The organism is Actinoplanes sp. NPDC048967 (assembly GCF_040649415.1).
GTDB lineage: Bacteria > Actinomycetota > Actinomycetes > Mycobacteriales > Micromonosporaceae > Actinoplanes.
In genome coordinates this window covers 1,152,076-1,170,160 of sequence record NZ_JBEZFL010000002.1, presented here as the reverse complement: position 1 = coordinate 1,170,160, position 18,085 = coordinate 1,152,076, and the positions used below count along the sequence as shown (strand labels likewise).

The 18,085-nt window shown below is 72.4% G+C and carries 20 protein-coding genes; 8 read left to right on the top strand and 12 right to left on the bottom strand.

What is annotated here, in order from left to right; all coding sequences use genetic code 11:
• Window positions 1-654: 654 nt before the first annotated feature.
• Window positions 655-1,188, bottom strand: coding sequence for a hypothetical protein (locus AB0C12_RS12205; RefSeq protein ID WP_360546914.1), 534 nt, complete (start codon window positions 1,186-1,188; stop codon window positions 655-657).
• 465 nt (window positions 1,189-1,653) lie between these two features.
• On the opposite strand from AB0C12_RS12205, the gene AB0C12_RS12200 reads away from it, so the two are divergent.
• Window positions 1,654-2,778, top strand: coding sequence for a cobalamin biosynthesis protein CobQ (locus AB0C12_RS12200; RefSeq protein WP_360546912.1), 1,125 nt, complete (start codon window positions 1,654-1,656; stop codon window positions 2,776-2,778).
• Between the two features lie 41 nt (window positions 2,779-2,819).
• Here AB0C12_RS12200 and AB0C12_RS12195 read toward each other — a convergent pair whose 3' ends face one another.
• Together AB0C12_RS12195 and AB0C12_RS12190 are read right to left on the bottom strand one after the other, a co-directional pair.
• A complete protein-coding gene (locus AB0C12_RS12195; RefSeq protein WP_360546910.1) occupies window positions 2,820-3,242 on the bottom strand; it encodes a DUF3151 domain-containing protein in 423 nt (140 codons plus the stop codon).
• Between the two features lie 52 nt (window positions 3,243-3,294).
• Window positions 3,295-4,293 carry an ADP-ribosylglycohydrolase family protein gene (locus AB0C12_RS12190; protein ID WP_360546908.1) on the bottom strand — a complete coding sequence of 333 codons (999 nt, stop codon included), beginning with the start codon at window positions 4,291-4,293 and terminating at the stop codon, window positions 3,295-3,297.
• An 18-nt stretch (window positions 4,294-4,311) separates the two neighbouring features.
• On the opposite strand from AB0C12_RS12190, the gene AB0C12_RS12185 reads away from it, so the two are divergent.
• On the top strand, window positions 4,312-5,505 hold the full coding sequence (locus AB0C12_RS12185; RefSeq protein ID WP_360546906.1) for a hypothetical protein: 1,194 nt from the start codon (window positions 4,312-4,314) through the stop codon (window positions 5,503-5,505).
• On the opposite strand, the gene AB0C12_RS12180 is transcribed toward AB0C12_RS12185, so the two are convergent.
• Window positions 5,506-6,000 (bottom strand): GNAT family N-acetyltransferase, encoded by a 495-nt coding sequence (locus AB0C12_RS12180; protein WP_360546904.1) that lies wholly within the window; start codon window positions 5,998-6,000, stop codon window positions 5,506-5,508.
• A gap of 49 nt (window positions 6,001-6,049) precedes the next feature.
• On the opposite strand from AB0C12_RS12180, the gene AB0C12_RS12175 reads away from it, so the two are divergent.
• Complete coding sequence (locus tag AB0C12_RS12175; protein ID WP_360546902.1) at window positions 6,050-6,562, top strand: TetR/AcrR family transcriptional regulator; 513 nt, start codon at window positions 6,050-6,052, stop codon at window positions 6,560-6,562.
• Here AB0C12_RS12175 and AB0C12_RS12170 read toward each other — a convergent pair.
• Window positions 6,546-7,316, bottom strand: a complete 771-nt coding sequence (locus tag AB0C12_RS12170) for an RNA ligase family protein (protein WP_360546900.1) — start codon at window positions 7,314-7,316, stop codon at window positions 6,546-6,548. The two genes, AB0C12_RS12175 and AB0C12_RS12170, sit on opposite strands and share 17 nt — an antisense overlap.
• 77 nt (window positions 7,317-7,393) lie before the next feature.
• On the opposite strand from AB0C12_RS12170, the gene AB0C12_RS12165 reads away from it, so the two are divergent.
• Window positions 7,394-7,666, top strand: a complete 273-nt coding sequence (locus AB0C12_RS12165) for a hypothetical protein (RefSeq protein ID WP_360546899.1) — start codon at window positions 7,394-7,396, stop codon at window positions 7,664-7,666.
• Here AB0C12_RS12165 and AB0C12_RS12160 read toward each other — a convergent pair.
• The 3 genes from AB0C12_RS12160 to fbaA all read right to left on the bottom strand — a co-directional run bounded on the left by AB0C12_RS12160 (window position 7,663) and on the right by fbaA (window position 10,604).
• Window positions 7,663-8,862: a lipase gene (locus AB0C12_RS12160; RefSeq protein WP_360546897.1), complete on the bottom strand. Its 1,200-nt coding sequence runs from the start codon at window positions 8,860-8,862 to the stop codon at window positions 7,663-7,665. The genes AB0C12_RS12165 and AB0C12_RS12160 overlap by 4 nt on opposite strands.
• An 80-nt stretch (window positions 8,863-8,942) precedes the next feature.
• Window positions 8,943-9,467, bottom strand: a complete 525-nt coding sequence (locus AB0C12_RS12155; RefSeq protein ID WP_360547140.1) for a hypothetical protein — start codon at window positions 9,465-9,467, stop codon at window positions 8,943-8,945.
• A 111-nt stretch (window positions 9,468-9,578) separates the two neighbouring features.
• On the bottom strand, window positions 9,579-10,604 hold the full coding sequence (gene fbaA / locus AB0C12_RS12150; RefSeq protein WP_360546895.1) for a class II fructose-bisphosphate aldolase: 1,026 nt from the start codon (window positions 10,602-10,604) through the stop codon (window positions 9,579-9,581).
• 186 nt (window positions 10,605-10,790) lie between these two features.
• On the opposite strand from fbaA, the gene AB0C12_RS12145 reads away from it, so the two are divergent.
• The gene (locus AB0C12_RS12145) at window positions 10,791-10,979 is read left to right on the top strand and encodes a hypothetical protein (protein WP_360546893.1); all 189 of its coding nucleotides are present in this window, start codon (window positions 10,791-10,793) and stop codon (window positions 10,977-10,979) included.
• A gap of 3 nt (window positions 10,980-10,982) precedes the next feature.
• Here AB0C12_RS12145 and AB0C12_RS12140 read toward each other — a convergent pair whose 3' ends face one another.
• Together AB0C12_RS12140 and AB0C12_RS12135 are read right to left on the bottom strand one after the other, a co-directional pair.
• Complete coding sequence (locus AB0C12_RS12140) at window positions 10,983-12,023, bottom strand: LCP family protein (protein WP_360546891.1); 1,041 nt, start codon at window positions 12,021-12,023, stop codon at window positions 10,983-10,985.
• The gene (locus tag AB0C12_RS12135; RefSeq protein WP_360546889.1) at window positions 12,020-12,502 is read right to left on the bottom strand and encodes a SigE family RNA polymerase sigma factor; all 483 of its coding nucleotides are present in this window, start codon (window positions 12,500-12,502) and stop codon (window positions 12,020-12,022) included. The genes AB0C12_RS12140 and AB0C12_RS12135 overlap by 4 nt, the downstream gene beginning before the upstream one ends.
• Window positions 12,503-12,600: 98 nt before the next feature.
• Between AB0C12_RS12135 and AB0C12_RS12130 the strand changes: the two genes are divergently transcribed.
• Genes AB0C12_RS12130 through AB0C12_RS12120 form a run of 3 tightly spaced genes read left to right on the top strand, consistent with a single transcriptional unit; the run spans window position 12,601 to window position 17,390 of the window.
• A complete protein-coding gene (locus tag AB0C12_RS12130; protein WP_360546887.1) occupies window positions 12,601-14,022 on the top strand; it encodes a 3' terminal RNA ribose 2'-O-methyltransferase Hen1 in 1,422 nt (473 codons plus the stop codon).
• The gene (locus AB0C12_RS12125) at window positions 14,019-16,517 is read left to right on the top strand and encodes a polynucleotide kinase-phosphatase (protein WP_360546885.1); all 2,499 of its coding nucleotides are present in this window, start codon (window positions 14,019-14,021) and stop codon (window positions 16,515-16,517) included. The genes AB0C12_RS12130 and AB0C12_RS12125 overlap by 4 nt, the downstream gene beginning before the upstream one ends.
• A 54-nt stretch (window positions 16,518-16,571) precedes the next feature.
• On the top strand, window positions 16,572-17,390 hold the full coding sequence (locus tag AB0C12_RS12120) for a VTT domain-containing protein (RefSeq protein WP_360546883.1): 819 nt from the start codon (window positions 16,572-16,574) through the stop codon (window positions 17,388-17,390).
• 129 nt (window positions 17,391-17,519) lie between these two features.
• Here AB0C12_RS12120 and AB0C12_RS12115 read toward each other — a convergent pair whose 3' ends face one another.
• Together AB0C12_RS12115 and AB0C12_RS12110 are read right to left on the bottom strand one after the other, a co-directional pair.
• Window positions 17,520-17,732, bottom strand: a complete 213-nt coding sequence (locus AB0C12_RS12115; RefSeq protein WP_360546882.1) for a hypothetical protein — start codon at window positions 17,730-17,732, stop codon at window positions 17,520-17,522.
• A 13-nt stretch (window positions 17,733-17,745) separates the two neighbouring features.
• On the bottom strand, window positions 17,746-18,066 hold the full coding sequence (locus AB0C12_RS12110; protein ID WP_360546880.1) for a hypothetical protein: 321 nt from the start codon (window positions 18,064-18,066) through the stop codon (window positions 17,746-17,748).
• Window positions 18,067-18,085: the final 19 nt, after the last annotated feature.

Here is an 18,085-nt window from a genome sequence, read left to right as displayed (position 1 = left end):
GACGAGAACGCCGACCGCGTCTACGTCCCGGGTACGAACGGCACGCAACCCGACCGGGACGTCGAGCCGTTCTGGCCGCCGGAGGAGTTGAACGCTCCGGTGCACGGTGGCAAGCCGGTGCCCCGGGACGCACCGCAGGCTTTCCCGCTCCCGCCGGCCCCGCCGGTGACCACCCCGCCGGTGCCTGCCCCGCAACAGGGCGACCCGAGCGTCTACCGGCCGATGGACCGCGTGGTGACACCACCGCCCGCCCCACCGATGTACCACCAGCAGCCGCCCCAGCCCCAGATTCCCCAGCCGCGGCCCGCGCCCGGCCCGGATGGCGGCGGAGCACAGCCCTGGCCGAACATCCCACCCCGCACGGGATCTACGGCGGCGGGGCACTTCTCCGCTTCTGCCCATGTTTCGCCGCCGCCGACCACTTCGGACGCCGCGCCGCACGGTACGGGCAGCGCGGCACCGGTCTCCGGACCGACGCCCAGCGCGCCGGTCAGCGGCGGACCGTCGGCCGCCGCCCACGGTCCGGCCCACAGCGCGCCGGTCAGCGGAGGGCCACGGCCCGACGGGCCCTCGACGGCTCCCCGGCCGGACCTGAGCGCGCCGGTCAGTGGTGGACCACGCCCTGACGGGCCGTCAGCGGCAGATTCGCCCTGGTCACAGCCACCGCAGCGGCCGGCCCAGACCGACGGAGGTCCGATGCCCGGGCCCCGAAGCGGGACGGATGCAGCCGGGGCGGCGCAGCGGAACGGTGCTGTGTCCAGCGCCGGTCCGGCGCACTTCCCGACGGTGACGCCGCGGCAGAGCCCCGAGAACGGGGACGAGCAGCACGCGGGAGCGGTCTACCGGCCCGGACCGGTCGGCCCGCAGCTGGGTTCCGGACAAACCGGCGCCGGACAGGCCGCCGGTGCCGGACAGGCCGCCGGTGCCGGACAGGCCAGCAACGTCGGGCACGCGGGCGCTGGACAGGCCGCCAGTGCCAGACAGGCCGGCAGCGTCGGGCACGCGGGTGCCGGACAGGCCGCCGGTGCCGGACAGGCCGGCAGCGTCGGGCACGCGGGTGCCGGACAGGCCGCCGGTGCCGGACAGGCCGGCAGCGTCGGGCACGCGGGCGCCGGGCAGGCCGGCGATGCCGCGCAGGCCAGCGCCGCTCGGCACGCTGGTGCCGGACAGGTCGGCGGTGCCGCGCACGCTGGTGCCGGACACGCCGGCGGTGCCGCCCAGGCTGGTGCCGGACAGACCGGCACTGGACAGGCCGGCGGCGCGCGACAGAGCGGCGCAGCGCCTGTGTCAGTGCCGCCGCACCAGGCGCCGAATCAGACCGGCCCCCAGCAGGGAGGCCCGCCTGGACCGCATCAGCCCGGCCCCCACCAGGCAGGACCGAGCCGAACAGGTGCAGCCGTGCCCGGCCCGAACCCACCCGGCCCCCAGCCCGGACCGCACCTGACAGGCCAAGCCGTGCCAACCCCCAACCAGGCCGGGCCCCACCAGCCCGGGCCGCCCCAGGCCGGGCCGCACCAGGCCGGGCCCCACCAGGCCGGGCCCCACCAGGCCGGCATCCACCAACCAGGACCAGTGCCACCCGTCCCGCTGCCACCCCACCCAGGCCCGGCCCACCAAGGCCAGCCCCACCAAGGCCAGCCGGCCCCATGGCCGGTGGAGCAGCAGCCCCGGACCAACACCCAACCACCCCCGGTCCCCGGCCCCTTCCCGCCGACCATCGACCCCAGGGCCGCCGCCCCGCACCCCCAGCTTCAACAACCACCCCACCACGGCGACCAGCCCCCCGGCCCCCACCAGCAGCCCCCGCCCGTAGACCCCTACCAGCAGCTTCCCTGGGTCTCGGACGGCACGCCCACCGCGGAGGAGTTCGCCCGGCGGCGGCTGGCCAAGCCGGCCGAGCCGACCGCCACCATGGGCGCCCGGGCCATGCTGCAGAAGGGCACGATGGGCCTGGTCCGGCTGGCGCCGGGCAAGCGTGAGCAGGAGTACAAGCAGGACGTCGAGATGGTCCGGCGCAACTTCGGCGGCCTGCGGCAGGTCACCGTGGTCAACCCGAAGGGCGGCGCCGGCAAGACAGTCGCCGTCCTCCTCCTCGCGATGACGTTCGGGCAGAAGCGTGGCGGCTATGTGCTGGCCTGGGACAACAACGAGACCCAGGGCACCCTCGGCATGCGGGCGCAGCAGGACTTCCATGCTCGTACGGTCCGGGACATGATGCGGGATCTGCACCTGTTCCGCGGATCGCACGGGCGGGTCGGTGACCTCAGCCAGTACGTGCGGGCGCAGGGCGAGGGCATGTTCGACGTGCTCGCCTCGGACGAGTCCGCGACCGCGGGCGAGATGCTGACGGCCAGCGCGTTCGCCGAGATCCGGGAGATTGTCAGCCGGTTCTACAAGCTGATCTTCGTGGACACCGGCAACAACGTCCGGGCGCAGAACTGGCAGGCGGCGATGGATGCCACCGACCAGCTGGTGATCACGATGTCGGCGCGTAACGACTCGGCCGAGACGGCCGCGCGCATGCTGGACCACTTGGAGCAGAGCGGGCGGCAGCGGCTGGTCCGGCAGGCGGTCAGCGTGGTCACGATGCCGCCCACCCGCAAGGACATCGACCTGCCGGCGATTCAGCGGCACTTCGCGGCCCGGACCCGGGCGGTTCTGCTGGCGCCGTACGAGAAGTTGATCGACTCGGGTGAGCCGCTTCGCTATGGCCACCTGTCGAACGGCACGCGCGACTCCTGGCTGAAGATCGCCGCCGCGGTGGCCGAGGGTCTGTAGCGGTCGGGGCCAGGCCGGGGTTCCGGCCTGGCCCGGCCCGATCAGGTCAGGGCGTCGGCCGCTGCCGGGTCGCTGTCGCGCAGGAACTGGGCGCACCGGGCGGCCTCGTCCGACTCGCCGATCTGCGCCGCCGCCAGCGACAAGGCGTGCAGGCAGCGCAGGAAGCCCTGGTTGGGGGCGTGCGACCACGGCACCGGCCCGTGGCCCTTCCAGCCGTTGCGGCGCAGGGCGTCGAGTCCCCGGTGGTAGCCCGTACGGGCGTACGCGTACGCGGTGACCGGCTGCTTCTCGGCCAGAGCGCTCTCCGCGAGCGCCGCCCAGCCACCGCTGTATGCCGGGTAGCGGGCCGCGACGGTCTTGTAGGCCTCGTCGGTGCCGGCCTGCTTCGCTTCGGCCAGGGCCGCGTCGGCCTCGGTGTCGGCGGGGAGGCGGGTGGCCGGCGGCTCGGGAAGGAGGTTTTGCATGGGCCTATTCAACCGCGCCGGGGACCCGTTTCCGGGGGTGGGTTGGTGAATGTCACCTTGCCATGTCCCATGCTTCGCCCAGGGCGTGCAGCCTGTCGGCGTACTCGATGCGCTCTTGCCAGGCCGGCGGCCAGGCCGCCAGGCCCAGCGCCGCGCCCGCGAAGCCGCCGGCCAGGCAGGCGATGGAGTCCGAGTCGCCGGACGAGGCCGCGCCCCGGCCCAGGACGGTGACCGGCTCGTCCGGGGTGAGCAGGTAGCAGTAGAGGGCCGTGGCCAGCGCTTCCTCGGCGATCCAGCCGGCCCCGGTGACCAGGCAGGGGTCGCCGCCGGTGTCACCCCGGCGCAGCGCGTCCGCGACCCGGTCGAGGGCCGCGGCGTTCTCGTCCCAGCCGCGGGAGATGAAGTCCTCGGCTGATTCCACCGCCGGTCGCTGCCACAGGTCGCCGAGCCAGTCCTCGTGATAGATCCGCCGCTGCTCGGCGCAATGCGCCCGCAGGCGCGGCAGCAGATCCCGCGGCGGCAGGCCGTCGCTCAGCCAGCGCACCGCGTACGCGGTCAGTTCGCTCGCCGCCAGCCCCGTCGCGTGGCCGTGGGTCAGACCGGCCTGCAACTGCGCGGCCCCCGCGAGCTGCTTGTCGGTGAGCCCGGGCAGCAGCCCGACCGGGGTGACGCGCATGTTGGCGCCGCAGCCCTTCGAGTGAATCTGCGAGGCTCGCTGCCAGGGCCGGCCGTCGGCGAGGTCGCCGCACGCGCGCAGGCACGTCATGCCGGGGGCGCGGTTGTTGTCGGGGCTGATCGCCCAGTCGAGGAACGCCTGCCGGAGCACCGGTTCGAAGCTCGCCGGGGTCAGCGGACCGGCCGCCACCAGGGCTTCGCCGACCGCCAGCATCATCTGGGTGTCGTCGGTGACCAGCGCCGGGTCACCGGTCAGCTCCCGCGGCCCGCCCGGCCCGTACGCCGCCACGATCGTCTCGTAGTCCTGGAACTCGGTCGGCTTGCCGAGTGAGTCCCCGTACGCCAACCCGAACAGCGATCCCGACGCCTTTTTCACGCTGGCTACCCTACGGTCATGCCCGGTGATCCATTGCAGCCCGTGTTCGGCGGCGAGACCCCGTTCGACGCCACCGCGTCCGAGATCGAGTCGCGTGCCGAACTCGACACCCACCTCGCCAAGCGGTCGCTGGCCGGGCTGATCGTGCTCGGGCTGCGGCTCGACGAGCAGTGCCCCGACTTCACCGGCGTCGACGTGAGCGGGACCCTGTTCGTCGGTTGCCGGCTGGCCGGCCCCGAGGTCGAGATGGATCTCATCTCCCGGGGCGCGCACCTGGTGCCGCCGTTCGAGGCCCGTCCCTATCCGACGCATCCGGCCCACCTGTACACGCCGGACGATCTGGCTCTCGGGTTCGTGCAGGACGGCTTCGCGGGCATGTACGACACCCGCGTCTACGAGCACTTCCTGGCCCACGGCGGCGCGGCGCCCGATCTGCGCGAGGCGATCGGGCAGCGGCTGCACGACGCCGGCATCGACAACGCGCTGGGCAAGGCGCTGGCCGCGTGGGTCGGCCAGCACGACGCCCGGGGTGCGGTCGGGATCATGGGTGGGCACGCCGAGCCGCGGGGGTCGGCCGCGTACCGGATGGCCGCGACCCTGGCGTGGCGGCTGGCCGGCGCCGGCCGGTTGATCGTGACCGGTGGCGGGCCCGGAGTGATGGAGGCGGCCAATCTGGGCGCCTACTTCACCGGTCGCCCCGCGGACGAGCTGGACGCCGCGATCGATCTGCTCGCGCCCGCGCCGAAGTTCATGGACCACGACCCGTACACGGCGGCGGCGCTGGCGGTGCGTACGGCGTATCCGGCACCGGCCGCGGCGGACGTGGTCGGCCGGCTCACCCACGGCGGCCTGGCCCTGCCCACCTGGCTGTACGGCCACGAGCCGGCGAACCTCTTCGCCGGCCAGATCGGCAAGTACTTCTCCAACGCCGTCCGGGAGGACACGATCCTGCGCCTGGCCCGCGGCGGCATCGTCTTCGCTCCGGGCTGGGCCGGCACGGTCCAGGAGGTGTTCCAGGCGGCGACGAAGACCTTCTACCGCACCGACGGCCCGTCCGGCGCGTTCGTCTTCCTGGGGGTCGAGCACTGGTCGGCGTTGCCGGTCGAGGCGCTGCTCCGGCCGCTGCTGGCCCGTTCACCGCACGGCGACCAGTCGGATCTGATCGTGGTCACCGATTCCGTCGACGAGGCGATGGCGGCGCTGACGCACTGATCAGGACAGCTGCGTCTGGTAGGTCTGCCCGACCAGTTCCACGCCGAAGCTGTGGTGGGCCTCCTCGTCGACGAGGGTGAAGCCGCGGCTGAGGTAGATGGCGCGTGCCGCGGTCAGCGGGTGGTTGGTCCACAGCCGCATGGTGCGGTAGCCGGCGTCGCGGGCGAAGGCCAGGCAGGTGTCCACCAGGCGGCCGCCGAGGCCGTGCCCGCGCCCGTCGGGGTGGACCAGCAGCAGCCGCAGCTGGGCCGTCGAGTCCGGGCCGGCGACGCAGAAGACGCAGCCCACGCGCCGGCCGTCGACCTCGGCGAGCCAGGCCGCCTCGCGCTCGGTGTCGTGGCCGGAGGCGAAGTCCGCGACGATCCGGGCGACCAGCGCCTCGAAGCTGCGGTCCCAGCCGAACTCGTCGGCGTAGACCTCGCCGTGGGCCGCGATGACCCAGCCCAGATCCCCGGGCTGGTCCAGGGGCCGGATCACCGCCTCGGCTGAGCTCATGGCGTCCTCCTCGCTTGACTGAAACGACTGTTTCAGTGAGGATAGCGGAGTGTCGGCCCGACGTGCTGAGCTGCTGGAACGCGCCTACGACCACGTGCTGACGCACGGCCTGGCGGACATGTCGCTGCGGCCGCTGGCGGCCGCCGTCGGGTCGAGCCCCCGGGTGTTGTTGCTGCTCTTCGGCAGCAAGGACGGGCTGGTACGCGCGCTGCTCGACCGGGCCCGGAGCGACGAGCTGGCGATGCTCGGGCGGCTGCCGGCCACCGGCGATCCCGTCGCGGAGATCTGGCGGTGGCTGGCCGCCCCCGAGCACCGGCCGCTGCTCGTACTGTGGGCCGAGGCGTACGTCCGTTCGCTGGTCGACCCCACCGGGCCGTGGGCCGACTTCGCCCGGGCCACCGTGCAGGACTGGCTCGCCGTGCTGACGGCCGGGCGGCCCGGGACCGAGCGGGCCACCCTCACCCTCGCGGTGCTGCGCGGAGCGTTGCTGGACCTCCTCGCCACCGGCGACACCGAGCGCACGTCGGCAGCGGTGGAGAGCTACCTCAACGGCGGCGCTTGAGGGTACGGGCGTAGTCCTGGAACCGGGCCTTGGCGATCACGCTGCGATCGTTGCCGCGCAGCACGATGCCCTCGGCCCCGCCCGGCGCCCCGGCGTCCAGCCGCACCCGCGACTCGGGCAGCTGCTCCGCCAGCCAGGCACTGGTCTTCTCCAGGTCGGTCGGCAGCTCCGCGGCGTCCAGAGTGAACAGCCGCGGCGTCAGCTCGAGCCCGGCATCGCGAGCGGCGCCGGCCAGCTCGTCCTCGGCGAGGAAGGTCTGCCCGCCACCGTCGCGCCACGCGGCGATCCGCTCGGCCGGCCAGCTGAGCTGCTCGGCCGGGTCGCTCAGGACGAGCACGTCGAAGCACCGCCAGCCGTACCGGGTGGGGTCGCTGGTGTACTGCTTGGCGGCGGCGCCCACCTTGCCGCCGTAGAGCTCGACGTAGACGACCCGGATCTCGTTGCCGGCAACGGGGGCGAGCGCCTCCGCGACCGGCTTCAGCGCGGCGACGATGCCCTGCGACGGGTTGAAGATCAGGTCACCGCGGGCGTGCAGCAACTCCTCGCGCGACCCGATCAGCCAGCCACCACCGGGGGTCAGGATCATCCTGGCGTTCGTACCGTCGACCTTCTCGGTTCCCACGACCGGCCCGGAGAAGACCACGGCCTCGTCCCGCAGACCGCCGTTGCGCGGGTCGAGCAGGTGGTAGGTCGGGATCGACGGGTACTTGGTCAGGGAGTTGAGGGCCTTCAGGTCCACTCGACGGAGATCCATACCGGCATTGAAGCGGCCCGCGCCGGCTCCCGCAAAGCCATTACGGCTGGGTGGCAGGCATGCCCCACACTGCGGTCATGGTGACGATCCTGTTTGTTCTGGGACTCGCGGCCGCTGTCGGCGTCGCGGTCTGGACCAGCCGTCGCACGACCGGGACACGCCCGTCCGGCAGCAACAGCCACCTCGACGGCTCAGGCGTGCTCTACACCTACGGAGACACCGACCACCGCCACCACTCCGAGAGCGGAGATGGCGGCGGTGGCAGCGATGGCGGTGGCTGGTCCGGCGGAGATGGTGGCGGCTGGTCCGGCGGCGGAGGCGACGGTGGTGGCGGAGGAGGCGGGAGCTAGCGCAAGCTGGCGAACCACGTGGCCGCCGCGGCGGTGCCGCGGATGTTCGAGCCGAGGTGGATCGAGCCCTCGTACTTCAGGTCGCCCACGTCGACCACGGGCACCGTCCGGAACGACGCCGCGCAGTGCTCGGCGTTCGCGGTCGGGACCTGCTCGTCGCCGGCCGAGACGAGCAATCGCGCCGGTACGCCCGGCCGCCAGCCCGAACACGTCGCGTCGTGCACCCGCAACGCCGCGGCGAACGGCCCCGATGGTTCGGTGAGCAGCTTCCACCCGTGCCGGGTGTAGAGCTGGTCGAGCCGCATGGGCAGAAGCTCACCCAGGTCGTCGCCGTCGTGCACGCCGTCGTAGAGCCCCTCGACCCGGTCCGCTATCTGGTCGTCGAAGACCTCGGCCGGGTCGTCGTAGAGGTGGTGCAGGCGGTTCCACGAAACCATCAGGTACGCGGTGTAGCCCACGTTCCACGGCGGCGCGACCGTGCCGTCGAGCAGGGCGGGCAGTTCGACACCGCGCACGTCGTACGCCCCGGAGATCGGCGCCAGCGCCCGCAGCCGGAACCAGTCGTCCGCGCCACCGTGCAGGGCCTGGGCCAGCCCGGTCGCGGCCGACCCGCCCTGGGAGAAGCCGGTGACAAGCACGTCCCGGCCCAGCTCATGACCGGTACGCGGGACGAAAGCACGTGCGGCCCGGAGCAGGTCCACCCCCGCGGTGGTCTCCGAAGGCACGTCCAGGAACGGGTGCGGCCCGGGTCCCAGCCCCAGGCCGAGATAGTCCGGCGCGACGGCGGCGAAGCCCGCGGACGCGAAGGTCAGAGCGGGCGCGACACCCCAGCCGTCGGCGGTCAGGGAGGGCGCGTCGAGCCGGTTGAGCTCGGTGCCGTGCGCGTAGGACACCGTGCGCAGCTGCCGGGCGCCGTTCCGCGGCAGGGCCAACAGTCCACTGGCGACGGTGGGCCGGCCCTCCGGGTCGACCGTGCGGTAGATCAGCTGGTACGTGTCGACGCCGTACCGGGCGGGTGCGGGGTCGAACTGCGCTTCGGTGAGCGCGTGGGCGACGTCGGCTCTGGTGGTCAAGGTCCGCAACGAGGTCGCGGTGATCAGTTGACCGCGATCGGACCGGTGGGCGGAGGCCGAAGTGGCCGGTAGGGTCGCGGCGGCCAGGCCGAGAACGGCGAGGCCCGCGAGGAGCATCTTCATGCTCTCGACGCTAGGGCTGGTTGCGGACCGGCAGAATCCTGCTGCCCGGCGTCCCGCGGGTAGGGCCAGCCCCCGGCCGGTCAGGCTACGTGCACGCGGCGCCAGCTGTGCACCGGCAGATCCATTTCCGGTACGTCGGTCAGCCCGTTCTCGTCCATCGCGTTGAAGACCGCCAGTCGCGCCCCCTCGAAGAGGAACTCGACGGCGTGCAGCACCCGGGGCCGCCACTCCTTGACCGTGGTGCGCTCGATGATGTTGACCTCGCGCAGCCGCCGGCCCCGGGCGTTGCGCAGCGCCGCGTGCGGGTCGGCCCGCCAGTCGAGCTGGATGCCGGTGGCGTACCACTCGATGGGTGCGCTCATGTCGACCTGGTTCCAGGTGATTGCACACTCGTCGAACTTGCGGTGAGTGATTTCCACGTTGGCGCCACCGAAGCCGAGGATCACCGGGCCGTCGGCGAACCAGCCCCGCTCGGACATGTCCCACATCAGCCAGCCGCCGACCAGCTCACGGCCGATGAGCCGGGAAAACCGTGCTCTGTGGACGGCGGCGAGGGCTTCGGCGTCGTGGTGCCACTCGGGTTCATACCCCTCGATACCGAGCATGATCACCGCCCTCTTCCGGACAAGACGACGATCGTACCCACGCCTCTGCGTAGTCCGGCAACACGAGAACGGCCGGTCCCCACGTACGGGGACCGGCCGTTCTCGACAAGATCACTTGAGGAGCGAGGTGCCCGTCGAACGCAGGTGCTCACACGCCTCGACGACCCGCTTGGCCAGACCGTCCTCGGCCAGCTTGCCCCAGGCGCGAGGGTCGTACTGCTTCTTGTTGCCGACCTCGCCGTCGATCTTCAGCACGCCGTCGTAGTTGCGGAACATGTGGTCCGCGACCGGGCGGGTGAACGCGTACTGCGTGTCGGTGTCGATGTTCATCTTGACCACGCCGTAGTCCAGGGCGCCGTGGATCTCCGACAGCAGCGAGCCGGAGCCGCCGTGGAAGACCAGGTCGAACGGCTTCTCCTTGCCGTACTTGGCGCCGACGGCCTCCTGGATCTCCTTGAGGATCTCCGGGCGCAGCTTGACGTTGCCGGGCTTGTAGACGCCGTGCACGTTGCCGAACGTCAGGGCCGTCATGTAGCGGCCCTTCTCGCCCAGGCCCAGCGCGGCGGCGGTGGCCAGGCCGTCCTCGACCGTCGAGTAGAGCTTGTCGTCGATCGCGGCGGAGACGCCGTCCTCCTCGCCACCGACCACGCCGACCTCGATCTCGAGGATGATGTGCGCGGCGGCGGCCTGCGCGAGCAGCTCCTCGGCGATCTGCAGGTTCTCGTCGACCGGTACGGCCGAGCCGTCCCACATGTGCGACTGGAACAGCGGCGCCTTGCCGTTCGCGACGCGCTCCTTGGAGAGGGCGAGCAGCGGGCGCACGTACGCGTCGAGCTTGTTCTTCGGGCAGTGGTCGGTGTGCAGCGCGATGTTGACCGGGTAGTTCTTGGCGACCTCGGTCGCGTACTCGGCGAGGGCGACCGCGCCGGTGATCATGTTCTTGACCGTGGGGCCGGAGGCGTACTCGGCGCCACCGGTGGAGATCTGGACGATGCCGTCGCTGCCGGCCTCGGCGAAGCCCTGCAGGGCGGCGTTGAGCGTCTGCGAGGACGTCACGTTGATCGCGGGGTACGCGAACGCGCCGGACTTGGCGCGGTCGAGCATCTCGGCGTAGACCTCAGGGGAAGCGATGGGCATCGGTGCGCTCCTTGATATCGGATTGCGAAGCAGAGGGCAGGACCGCGCTGTCCTCCAGCAGGCAGTATTCCGCAGCGGGGGACCGGCACGGAAATCGCCCCGTTACCCTCGCGCCGGTTTGCGGGCCGGGCGCGGCGGGGACGGTGCAGCATGAGGGAGTGACCCGCGACGTGAAGGGAGCCGGCCATGACCTACCCGCAGGACGAGCGTGACCTGGAAGCGCCCGAGGGCGACGCGGCCGAACAGGCCACGGTGGCCGACCCGAGCTGGGCTGACGACGCCGAGGAGCCGGCCGTGAGCCGGTCCCTGGAGGCGCCGGAATGGGACGCCCAGGAACAGGGACGCAGCGTTCCCCTCGATGACGACTACCGTTGAGTCCTATTTCACGACGTATGACGGATTTGCTGCGATCCACGCCGGAAGCGTGTCGTCGCGCAGCGCGGCGTACAGCGACGGACCGACCTTGGCATAGATCTGCTCCCGGCCGTTGGCCATGCTGTGGAAGGTGCGCTCGCTGATCCCGACCGGTGACCCGGGAGAGCCCAGTGAGCCGGCCGCCCGCAGCAACGCGGCCGGGTCCCCGGTGATCTCCAGGCCGTCCCGGGCCGCGCTGACCAGCGCCTGCACGCGGGCGGGATCGGTGACGGTCCCGTCCGCGGCCAGCTTGCCCGCCAACGCGCGCAGGAAGAGCTGGGCGTTGCGGTCACGGTCGTAGCTGCCGCGCGGCAGGCCGAAGCGGGCCTGGAGGACCGGCGCGACGTCGTCAGCCGTCAGCTGCTGGCAGCCCTTGGGGTACGTCTTGTGGTTGTGCACCGACTTGACGGCTTGCGGCAGGCACACCCGTACGCCGCCGACGGCCTCGGTGACGGCCCGCAGCGCCCGGAAGTCGACCGTCACGGTCGCGTCGAAGGTGACTCCGGTGAGCTGGGAGACCACCTTGCCGGTCAGCGCGGGGCCGCCGAAGAAGAGCGTCTCGCTCAGCTTGCTCGTGGCCCCGTCCGGCAGCTTCACCTCGCCGTCGCGCGGCAGGCTGATCAGGTAGGCCTGGGTGCGGTCGGCCGGCACGTGGATGATCATGACCGAGTCGGCCCGGCGGTTCGCCCGGTCCTGCCAGCGGATCCGGTTGTCGCTGCCCAGCAGCAGCACGTCCAGCGGGCCGGCCGGCGCCGGCTCAGCCGCGAACAGCTCGGCGGTGGGCACCGACGGTGACGAGGCGTGCTGCCACCTCTCCAGGACCACCGGAACCGCGGTTCCGGCCATCAGCACGGCCACGGCCGCTCCGGCCGCCCGGCGGATCAGGCGCCGGCGCTTGGCGCGTACCCAGGCGATATCGATCCCGGCCCGCACCGGGCCGACGGCCGGGGTCAGGGCCTCGTGCCGCTCGAAGGTGGCCCGCAGCTCTTCCTCGATCGGGGTCATCGGGCCTCCACGAACTCGGTACGGAGCGTGACGAGCGCTCGCGAGATGGACGAACGAACCGTGCCCACGGCACAGCCGAGCACCTCGGCGATCTCGGCATCCGGCAGATCCTCGTAGTAACGCAGCACCAGAGCGGCGCGCTGCTGACGCGGGAGCCGGGCCAGCATGGTCCAGACCCTGTCCCGCTCGGCGCTCTCCTGGGCGTGGTCGCTGGGCGCCGCGCGGGCCGGATCGGGCTCGGGCCGCAACAGCACCCGCCGGACCCACGAGCCCCGGCGCAGGTCGACGAACTGGTTGGTGAGCATCTTGCGGACGTACCCGTCCGGAGAGTCGCTGCCGGCGACCCGCCGCCAGTTCAGCTGGACCCGGACCATCGTCTCCTGCACGAGGTCCTGCGCCGTGTGCTGGTCACCGGTGAGCATGACGGCGTACCGCAGCAGGGCGCCGAGCCGGCTGTCGGCGAACTCCTCGTAGGTCACGGGCACCTCCGCTCCTACGACGGCCACGGACCCGCGAATCATTGCGCCGTCCGTCAAATCAGTCGCTGCCGATTGCCCCGCGCTGCGATCATCAGCCGGTGCTGCTCACCGTGACGACCACCCACCGGCCGGCCACCGACCTCGGTTATCTGCTGGTCAAGCACCCCGACAAGGTGCACTCCTTCGACGTGCCCACCGGTACGGCCCACGTCCTGTTCCCGGACGCGGCCGAGGACCGGTGCACCGCCGCGCTGCTGCTCGACGTCGACCCGCAGCGGCTCGGGGCGGCGCGCGGCGGTCGCAAGCAGCAGTCGGCGCCGGAGTCGTTCGCGCTGGGCCAGTACGTCAACGACCGCCCGTACGCGGCGTCCAGCCTGCTCGCCGGCGCGCTGGCCAAGGTGTTCCGCAGCGCCCTGCGCGGCGAGTCCAAGGACCGCCCGGAGCTGGCCGGCGCGGCCCTCCCGCTGGAGATCCACGTGCCGGTGCTGCGCTGCCGGGGCAGTGCGGCCGCCCTGTTCGAACCGCTGGGCTGGACGGTCACCGCGACGCCCATCCCGCTGGACGACGTGCCTTCAGGGCATCCGCTGGACGGCGACAGCCCGTACGTGAACCTCACCCTGACCGGCACGCTGCGGCTGGCCGACGCGCTCAACCACCTGTACGTGCTGCTGCCCGTCCTGGACGACGCCAAGCACTACTGGGTGGCGCCCGACGAGATCGACAAGCTGCTGCGCGCGGGCGAGGGCTGGCTGGCCGCCCACCCGGAGAAGGTGCTGATCACCCGGCGCTACCTGGCCCACCGGCGGTCGCTGGCGGCCAGCGCGCTGGAGCAGCTCGACCGGCTGGACCCGGACTCCGTCGACGCCCCGGCCGACACCGTGACCGACGAGGAGGCCGAGCTGCCGGTGGCCCGCAAGCAGTCGCTCGCCGAGCAGCGGCGCGACGCGGTCCTGGCGGCGCTGGCCGAGTCCGGCGCGACCCGGGTGCTCGACCTCGGCTGCGGCCAGGGGGCGCTGCTCGGCGCCCTGATCAAGGACCGCCGGTACACGCGGATCGTCGGCACGGACGTGTCCTCACGCGCCCTCGACCTGGCCCACAAGCGCCTGCGGCTGGACCGGGTGCCCGAGCGCCAGCGGGATCGCGTGACGCTGTGGCAGTCGGCGCTGACCTACCGCGACGACCGGCTGCGCGGCTTCGACGCGGCGGTGCTGATGGAGGTCATCGAGCACGTCGACCCGCCGCGCCTGCCCGCGCTGGAGGCGTCGGTGTTCGGCCACGCGAGCCCGGCGACGGTCGTCGTGACCACCCCGAACGTCGAATACAACGGCCTGTACGAGGGCCTGACCGGGATGCGGCACTCGGACCACCGCTTCGAGTGGACCCGCGCCGAGTTCCAGGAGTGGGCCGCACGCGTCGCGGCCGCGCACGGCTACCGGGTGAGCTTCCGGGGCGTGGGCGACGAGGACCAGAAGGCCGGTGCACCGACCCAGCTCGCCGTGTTCGTGAAGGAGGAGGCATGACCCAGATCGACATCCCGGAGCTCGCGCTCGTCGCGCTGGTCGGCATCTCCGGATCCGGCAAGTCGACCTTCGCCGGGCAGCATTTCCTGCCCACCCAGGTGCTGTCCTCCGACTACTTCCGCGGCCTGGTCGCGGACGACGAGAACGACCAGTCCGCGTCCGGCGACGCCTTCGACGTGCTGCACTACGTGGCCGGCAAGCGGCTGGCCGCCGGACGGCTCACCGTCGTCGACGCCACCAACCTGCAGCCGCACGCCCGGGCCGGGCTGGTCAAGGTCGCCCGCGAGCACGACGTGCTGCCGGTGGCCGTGGTCCTCGACGTGCCCGAGGCGCTGGCCTGGGAACGCACCCAGGGCCGGGCGGACCGTACCTTCGGCCGTCAGGTCCTCAACCGCATGCACCGGGACCTGCGCCGCTCGCTCGGGCAGCTGGCCCGGGAGGGCTTCCGCAAGATCCACGTGCTGCGCGGCGTGGAGGAGATCGCCGCCGCCTCGATCCGCTACGAGAAGCTGTTCAACGACAAGCGCGCGGTCACCGGCCCGTTCGACATCATCGGCGACGTGCACGGCTGCCGGGCCGAGCTGGAGACGCTGCTGGAGACCCTCGGGTACGCCCTGAGCCGCGACGACTCCGGCCGCCCGGTCGATGCCGTGCACCCGGAGGGCCGTACCGCGGTCTTCGTCGGTGACCTGGTCGACCGCGGCCCGGACTCCCCCGGCGTGCTGCGCCTGGTCATGGGCATGGTCGGGGCCGGCACGGCGATCTGCGTGCCGGGCAACCACGAGCAGAAGCTGGCCCGCAAGCTCAACGGCCGCAACGTGCAGCTCACCCACGGCCTGCCGGAGACCCTGGAGCAGCTCGGCCGCGAGGACGAGGCGTTCACCGCCCAGGTCCGCACCTTCATCGACGGCCTGGTCAGCCACTACGTGCTGGACGGCGGCAAGCTGGTGGTGGCCCACGCCGGCCTGAAGGAGGCCTACCAGGGTCGCGCCTCCGGCCGGGTCCGCTCCTTCGCCCTGTACGGCGAGACGACCGGCGAGACCGACGAGTACGGCCTCCCGGTCCGCTACCCGTGGGCCCGCGACTACCGCGGCTCGGCGGCGGTCGTCTACGGCCACACGCCGACCCCGGAACCGGAGTGGATCAACAACACCATCTGCCTCGACACCGGCTGCGTCTTCGGCGGCAAGCTGACCGCGCTGCGCTGGCCGACCCGCGAGCTGGTGTCGGTCCCCGCCGCCCGGGAGTACTACGCCCCGGCCCGTCCGCTGGTCCCGGTCGACACCAAGCCCGACGAGGGTCTCGACCTGGCCGACGTCACCGGCCGCCGGCACCTCGACTACGGGTACGGCCGCACCACGGTCGCCGCCGAGAACGCCGCCGCGGCGCTCGAAGTGATGAGCCGCTTCGCGCTGGACCCGGCCACCCTGGTCTGGCTGCCGCCGACGATGGCGCCGTGCTCGACGTCGACGCAGGAGGGCTACCTCGAGCACCCGGCGACGGCGTTCGCGGACCTGCGGTCGGCGGGCGTCGGCACGGTGGTGTGCGAGGAGAAGCACATGGGCTCCCGGGCGGTCGTCCGTGTCTCGCGTTCGGGGGCCGGGGACGCCATCTGGACCCGTACCGGGCGGCCGTTCTTCGACGCCGAGCGCAACACCACGCTGCTGGCCGGCGTGCGCGCGGCGGCCGGGAAGGTCTTCACCGAGCTGGACACCGAGTGGCTGCTGCTCGACACCGAGCTGCTGCCGTGGTCGGCCAAGGCCGGCGGGCTGATCCGCGAGCGGTACGCGGGAGTCGGTGCCGCGGGACGGGCCGCGCTGCCGGCTGCCCTGTCGGTGCTGGAGCAGGTGGCGGGGCGTGGCCTCGACGTCACGGAGCTGCGGGCGCGGCTGGAGCTGCGGGCGACGGAGATCGAGGGCTACTCGGCGGCGTACCGGGCGTACGTGCAGCCGACCGACGGGCTGACCGGTGTGACGCTGGCGCCGTTCGCGGTGCTGGCCGGGGAGAACGTCTCGTACCGGGACAAGGATCACGGCTGGCACCTGGACATCGCGGACAAGCTCGTCGCGGCGGATCCGGTGCTGTTCACCCCGACCCGGCGGATGGTGGTGGAGCTGGGCGATCCGGCCGCGGAACAGGCCGCGACCGACTGGTGGCTGGCGCTGACCGCGGCGGGCGGCGAGGGGATGGTGGTGAAGCCTTACGGCGGCCTGGGCGTGACCGACGCCAAGGGACGGCTGGTGCAGCCGGGGGTGAAGTGCCGGGGCCGGGAGTACCTGCGGATCATCTACGGACCGGAGTACACCCGTCCCGAGCAGCTGGAACGGCTGCGGCAGCGGTCGCTGGGCCGTAAGCGTGGCCTCGCGCTGCGCGAGCACGGCCTGGGGCTGGCGGCGTTGGACCGGCTGGCCGAGGGTGCGGCGCTGTGGCGGATCCACGAACTGGTCTTCGCCATCCTCGCGGCGGAATCGGAGCCGGTGGATCCCCGCCTGTAATCCACAGCATTCGTACAGGTGCCGGGCTTGCCGGGGCCGGTACCCTGGCTCCTCGTGGACATCCATGCGCTCTCCGAGCAGCTCGCCCTGAACCCGACCAACCCGAAGGAACTCCTGCAGACCTTCGGGTTGATCGGCGTCTGGGTGATCCTCTTCGCGGAGACGGGTCTGCTCGTCGGCTTCTTCTTCCCGGGCGACTCGCTGCTGTTCCTGGCGGGCGTGGCGGCCTCCCCGGTGGCCGACTCGATCTTCGGTGACGGCACCCGCATCTCGCTGGCCGGCCTGCTGATCGGCGCCCCGCTGTGCGCCATCGCGGGCGCCCAGCTGGGCCACCTGCTCGGCGCGAGGTACGGCCGCCGGATGTTCGAACGGCCCGACAGCAAGCTGTTCAAGCGCGAGTACGTGGAGAAGGCCGAGTACTACTTCGAGAAGTTCGGCCCGGCCAAGGCCGTGGTGCTGGCCCGCTTCATCCCGATCGTCCGCACGTTCCTCAACCCGGTGGCGGGCACCCTCGGCATGCCGGCCCGCCAGTTCTTCGTGTGGAACGTGGTCGGCGCGATCCTGTGGTGCGACGGCATCATCCTGGTCGGCTACCTGCTGGCCCAGCAGATCTTCGACGCCATCGGCGACAAGATCGACCGCTACATCCTGCCGGTGGTCGCCGTGATCGTGCTGATCTCGGTGCTGCCGATCATCATCGAGATGCTCCGCGAGCGGAAGGCGAAGAAGAACGCCGCCGCGGACCCGGGCCCGGCAACGGCGATCGGCGTCGTGGCGGCGGCGACCGTGGCCGGCATGGCCGAGGCGATCGTCGATCACGACGACGACGAACACCGCGACCACCGCGACCACCGCCCCCGGCACTCCGCCTAGGAAGATTCCCGCGGCCGGGCAGCAGGTCTCCGGACACGACGATCCGGCCCCTTGGGTCCGCCGCGTCTCCTGGAACCTGGCAGCCAGCCGCTGGCGACGATTACGCACGGTCCGTGCATTCCACAGCCGCTAGCGGCCGAGCCGGCCGTCGACGGGCCCGGACTCGAGCGGCTCGCGCTGATCGAGGCCCTGGCCACCCTGCCGGCCGCGCAGCGGCGGGCGATGGTGCTGCGCTATCTGGCCGATCTTCCCCGTCGTCGCCGCCGTGCCGGTGTCCTCGCGGTAGCCGCCGGTGGGGATCGCCATAGTGAGCACCGCCACGGTGCTGTCCGTGGTCGACACCGACCGGGCAGCCTCACCAGCGGCCGTACCCGGCCCGTCGTCCGCCCGGCCGCCGCTCTCCGAGGGCTGGTCTCAAGGAGCTGACGTCGGCGGCGGAGGCGGCGCTCGGCCTCAACAACATCAGTAATGCCGAGCCGAGAAAGGCGGGCCAGCCCGCGATCGTCTCCTCCGGCGGCAACCCCGTCCGCGCCATAGAGGTCAGCGGCGGGTCGTCCGGCAGCAGCGAGACCAGTGCGTACGTGGTGGAGGCGTCGACGTCCAGATGGAGGCCGACCAGGCGGCCGCCGGGCACGCCGCTGTCGCTCACCTCACCCGCCTGCGCTGAGATGGACACAGAACGCCCCGCGACCGGC

What these genes read in the sequence shown, in the direction of transcription:
- AB0C12_RS12195 (WP_360546910.1), bottom strand. Translation starts at nt 3,242, where the DNA reads ATGCAAAACCTCCTTCCCGAGCCGCCGGCCACCCGCCTCCCCGCCGAC.
- AB0C12_RS12185 (WP_360546906.1), top strand. Translation starts at nt 4,312, where the DNA reads ATGCCCGGTGATCCATTGCAGCCCGTGTTCGGCGGCGAGACCCCGTTC.
- AB0C12_RS12180 (WP_360546904.1), bottom strand. Translation starts at nt 6,000, where the DNA reads ATGAGCTCAGCCGAGGCGGTGATCCGGCCCCTGGACCAGCCCGGGGAT.
- AB0C12_RS12170 (WP_360546900.1), bottom strand. Translation starts at nt 7,316, where the DNA reads ATGGATCTCCGTCGAGTGGACCTGAAGGCCCTCAACTCCCTGACCAAG.
- AB0C12_RS12165 (WP_360546899.1), top strand. Translation starts at nt 7,394, where the DNA reads ATGGTGACGATCCTGTTTGTTCTGGGACTCGCGGCCGCTGTCGGCGTC.
- AB0C12_RS12160 (WP_360546897.1), bottom strand. Translation starts at nt 8,862, where the DNA reads ATGAAGATGCTCCTCGCGGGCCTCGCCGTTCTCGGCCTGGCCGCCGCG.
- AB0C12_RS12155 (WP_360547140.1), bottom strand. Translation starts at nt 9,467, where the DNA reads ATGCTCGGTATCGAGGGGTATGAACCCGAGTGGCACCACGACGCCGAA.
- fbaA (WP_360546895.1), bottom strand. Translation starts at nt 10,604, where the DNA reads ATGCCCATCGCTTCCCCTGAGGTCTACGCCGAGATGCTCGACCGCGCC.
- AB0C12_RS12145 (WP_360546893.1), top strand. Translation starts at nt 10,791, where the DNA reads ATGACCTACCCGCAGGACGAGCGTGACCTGGAAGCGCCCGAGGGCGAC.
- AB0C12_RS12140 (WP_360546891.1), bottom strand. Translation starts at nt 12,023, where the DNA reads ATGACCCCGATCGAGGAAGAGCTGCGGGCCACCTTCGAGCGGCACGAG.
- AB0C12_RS12125 (WP_360546885.1), top strand. Translation starts at nt 14,019, where the DNA reads ATGACCCAGATCGACATCCCGGAGCTCGCGCTCGTCGCGCTGGTCGGC.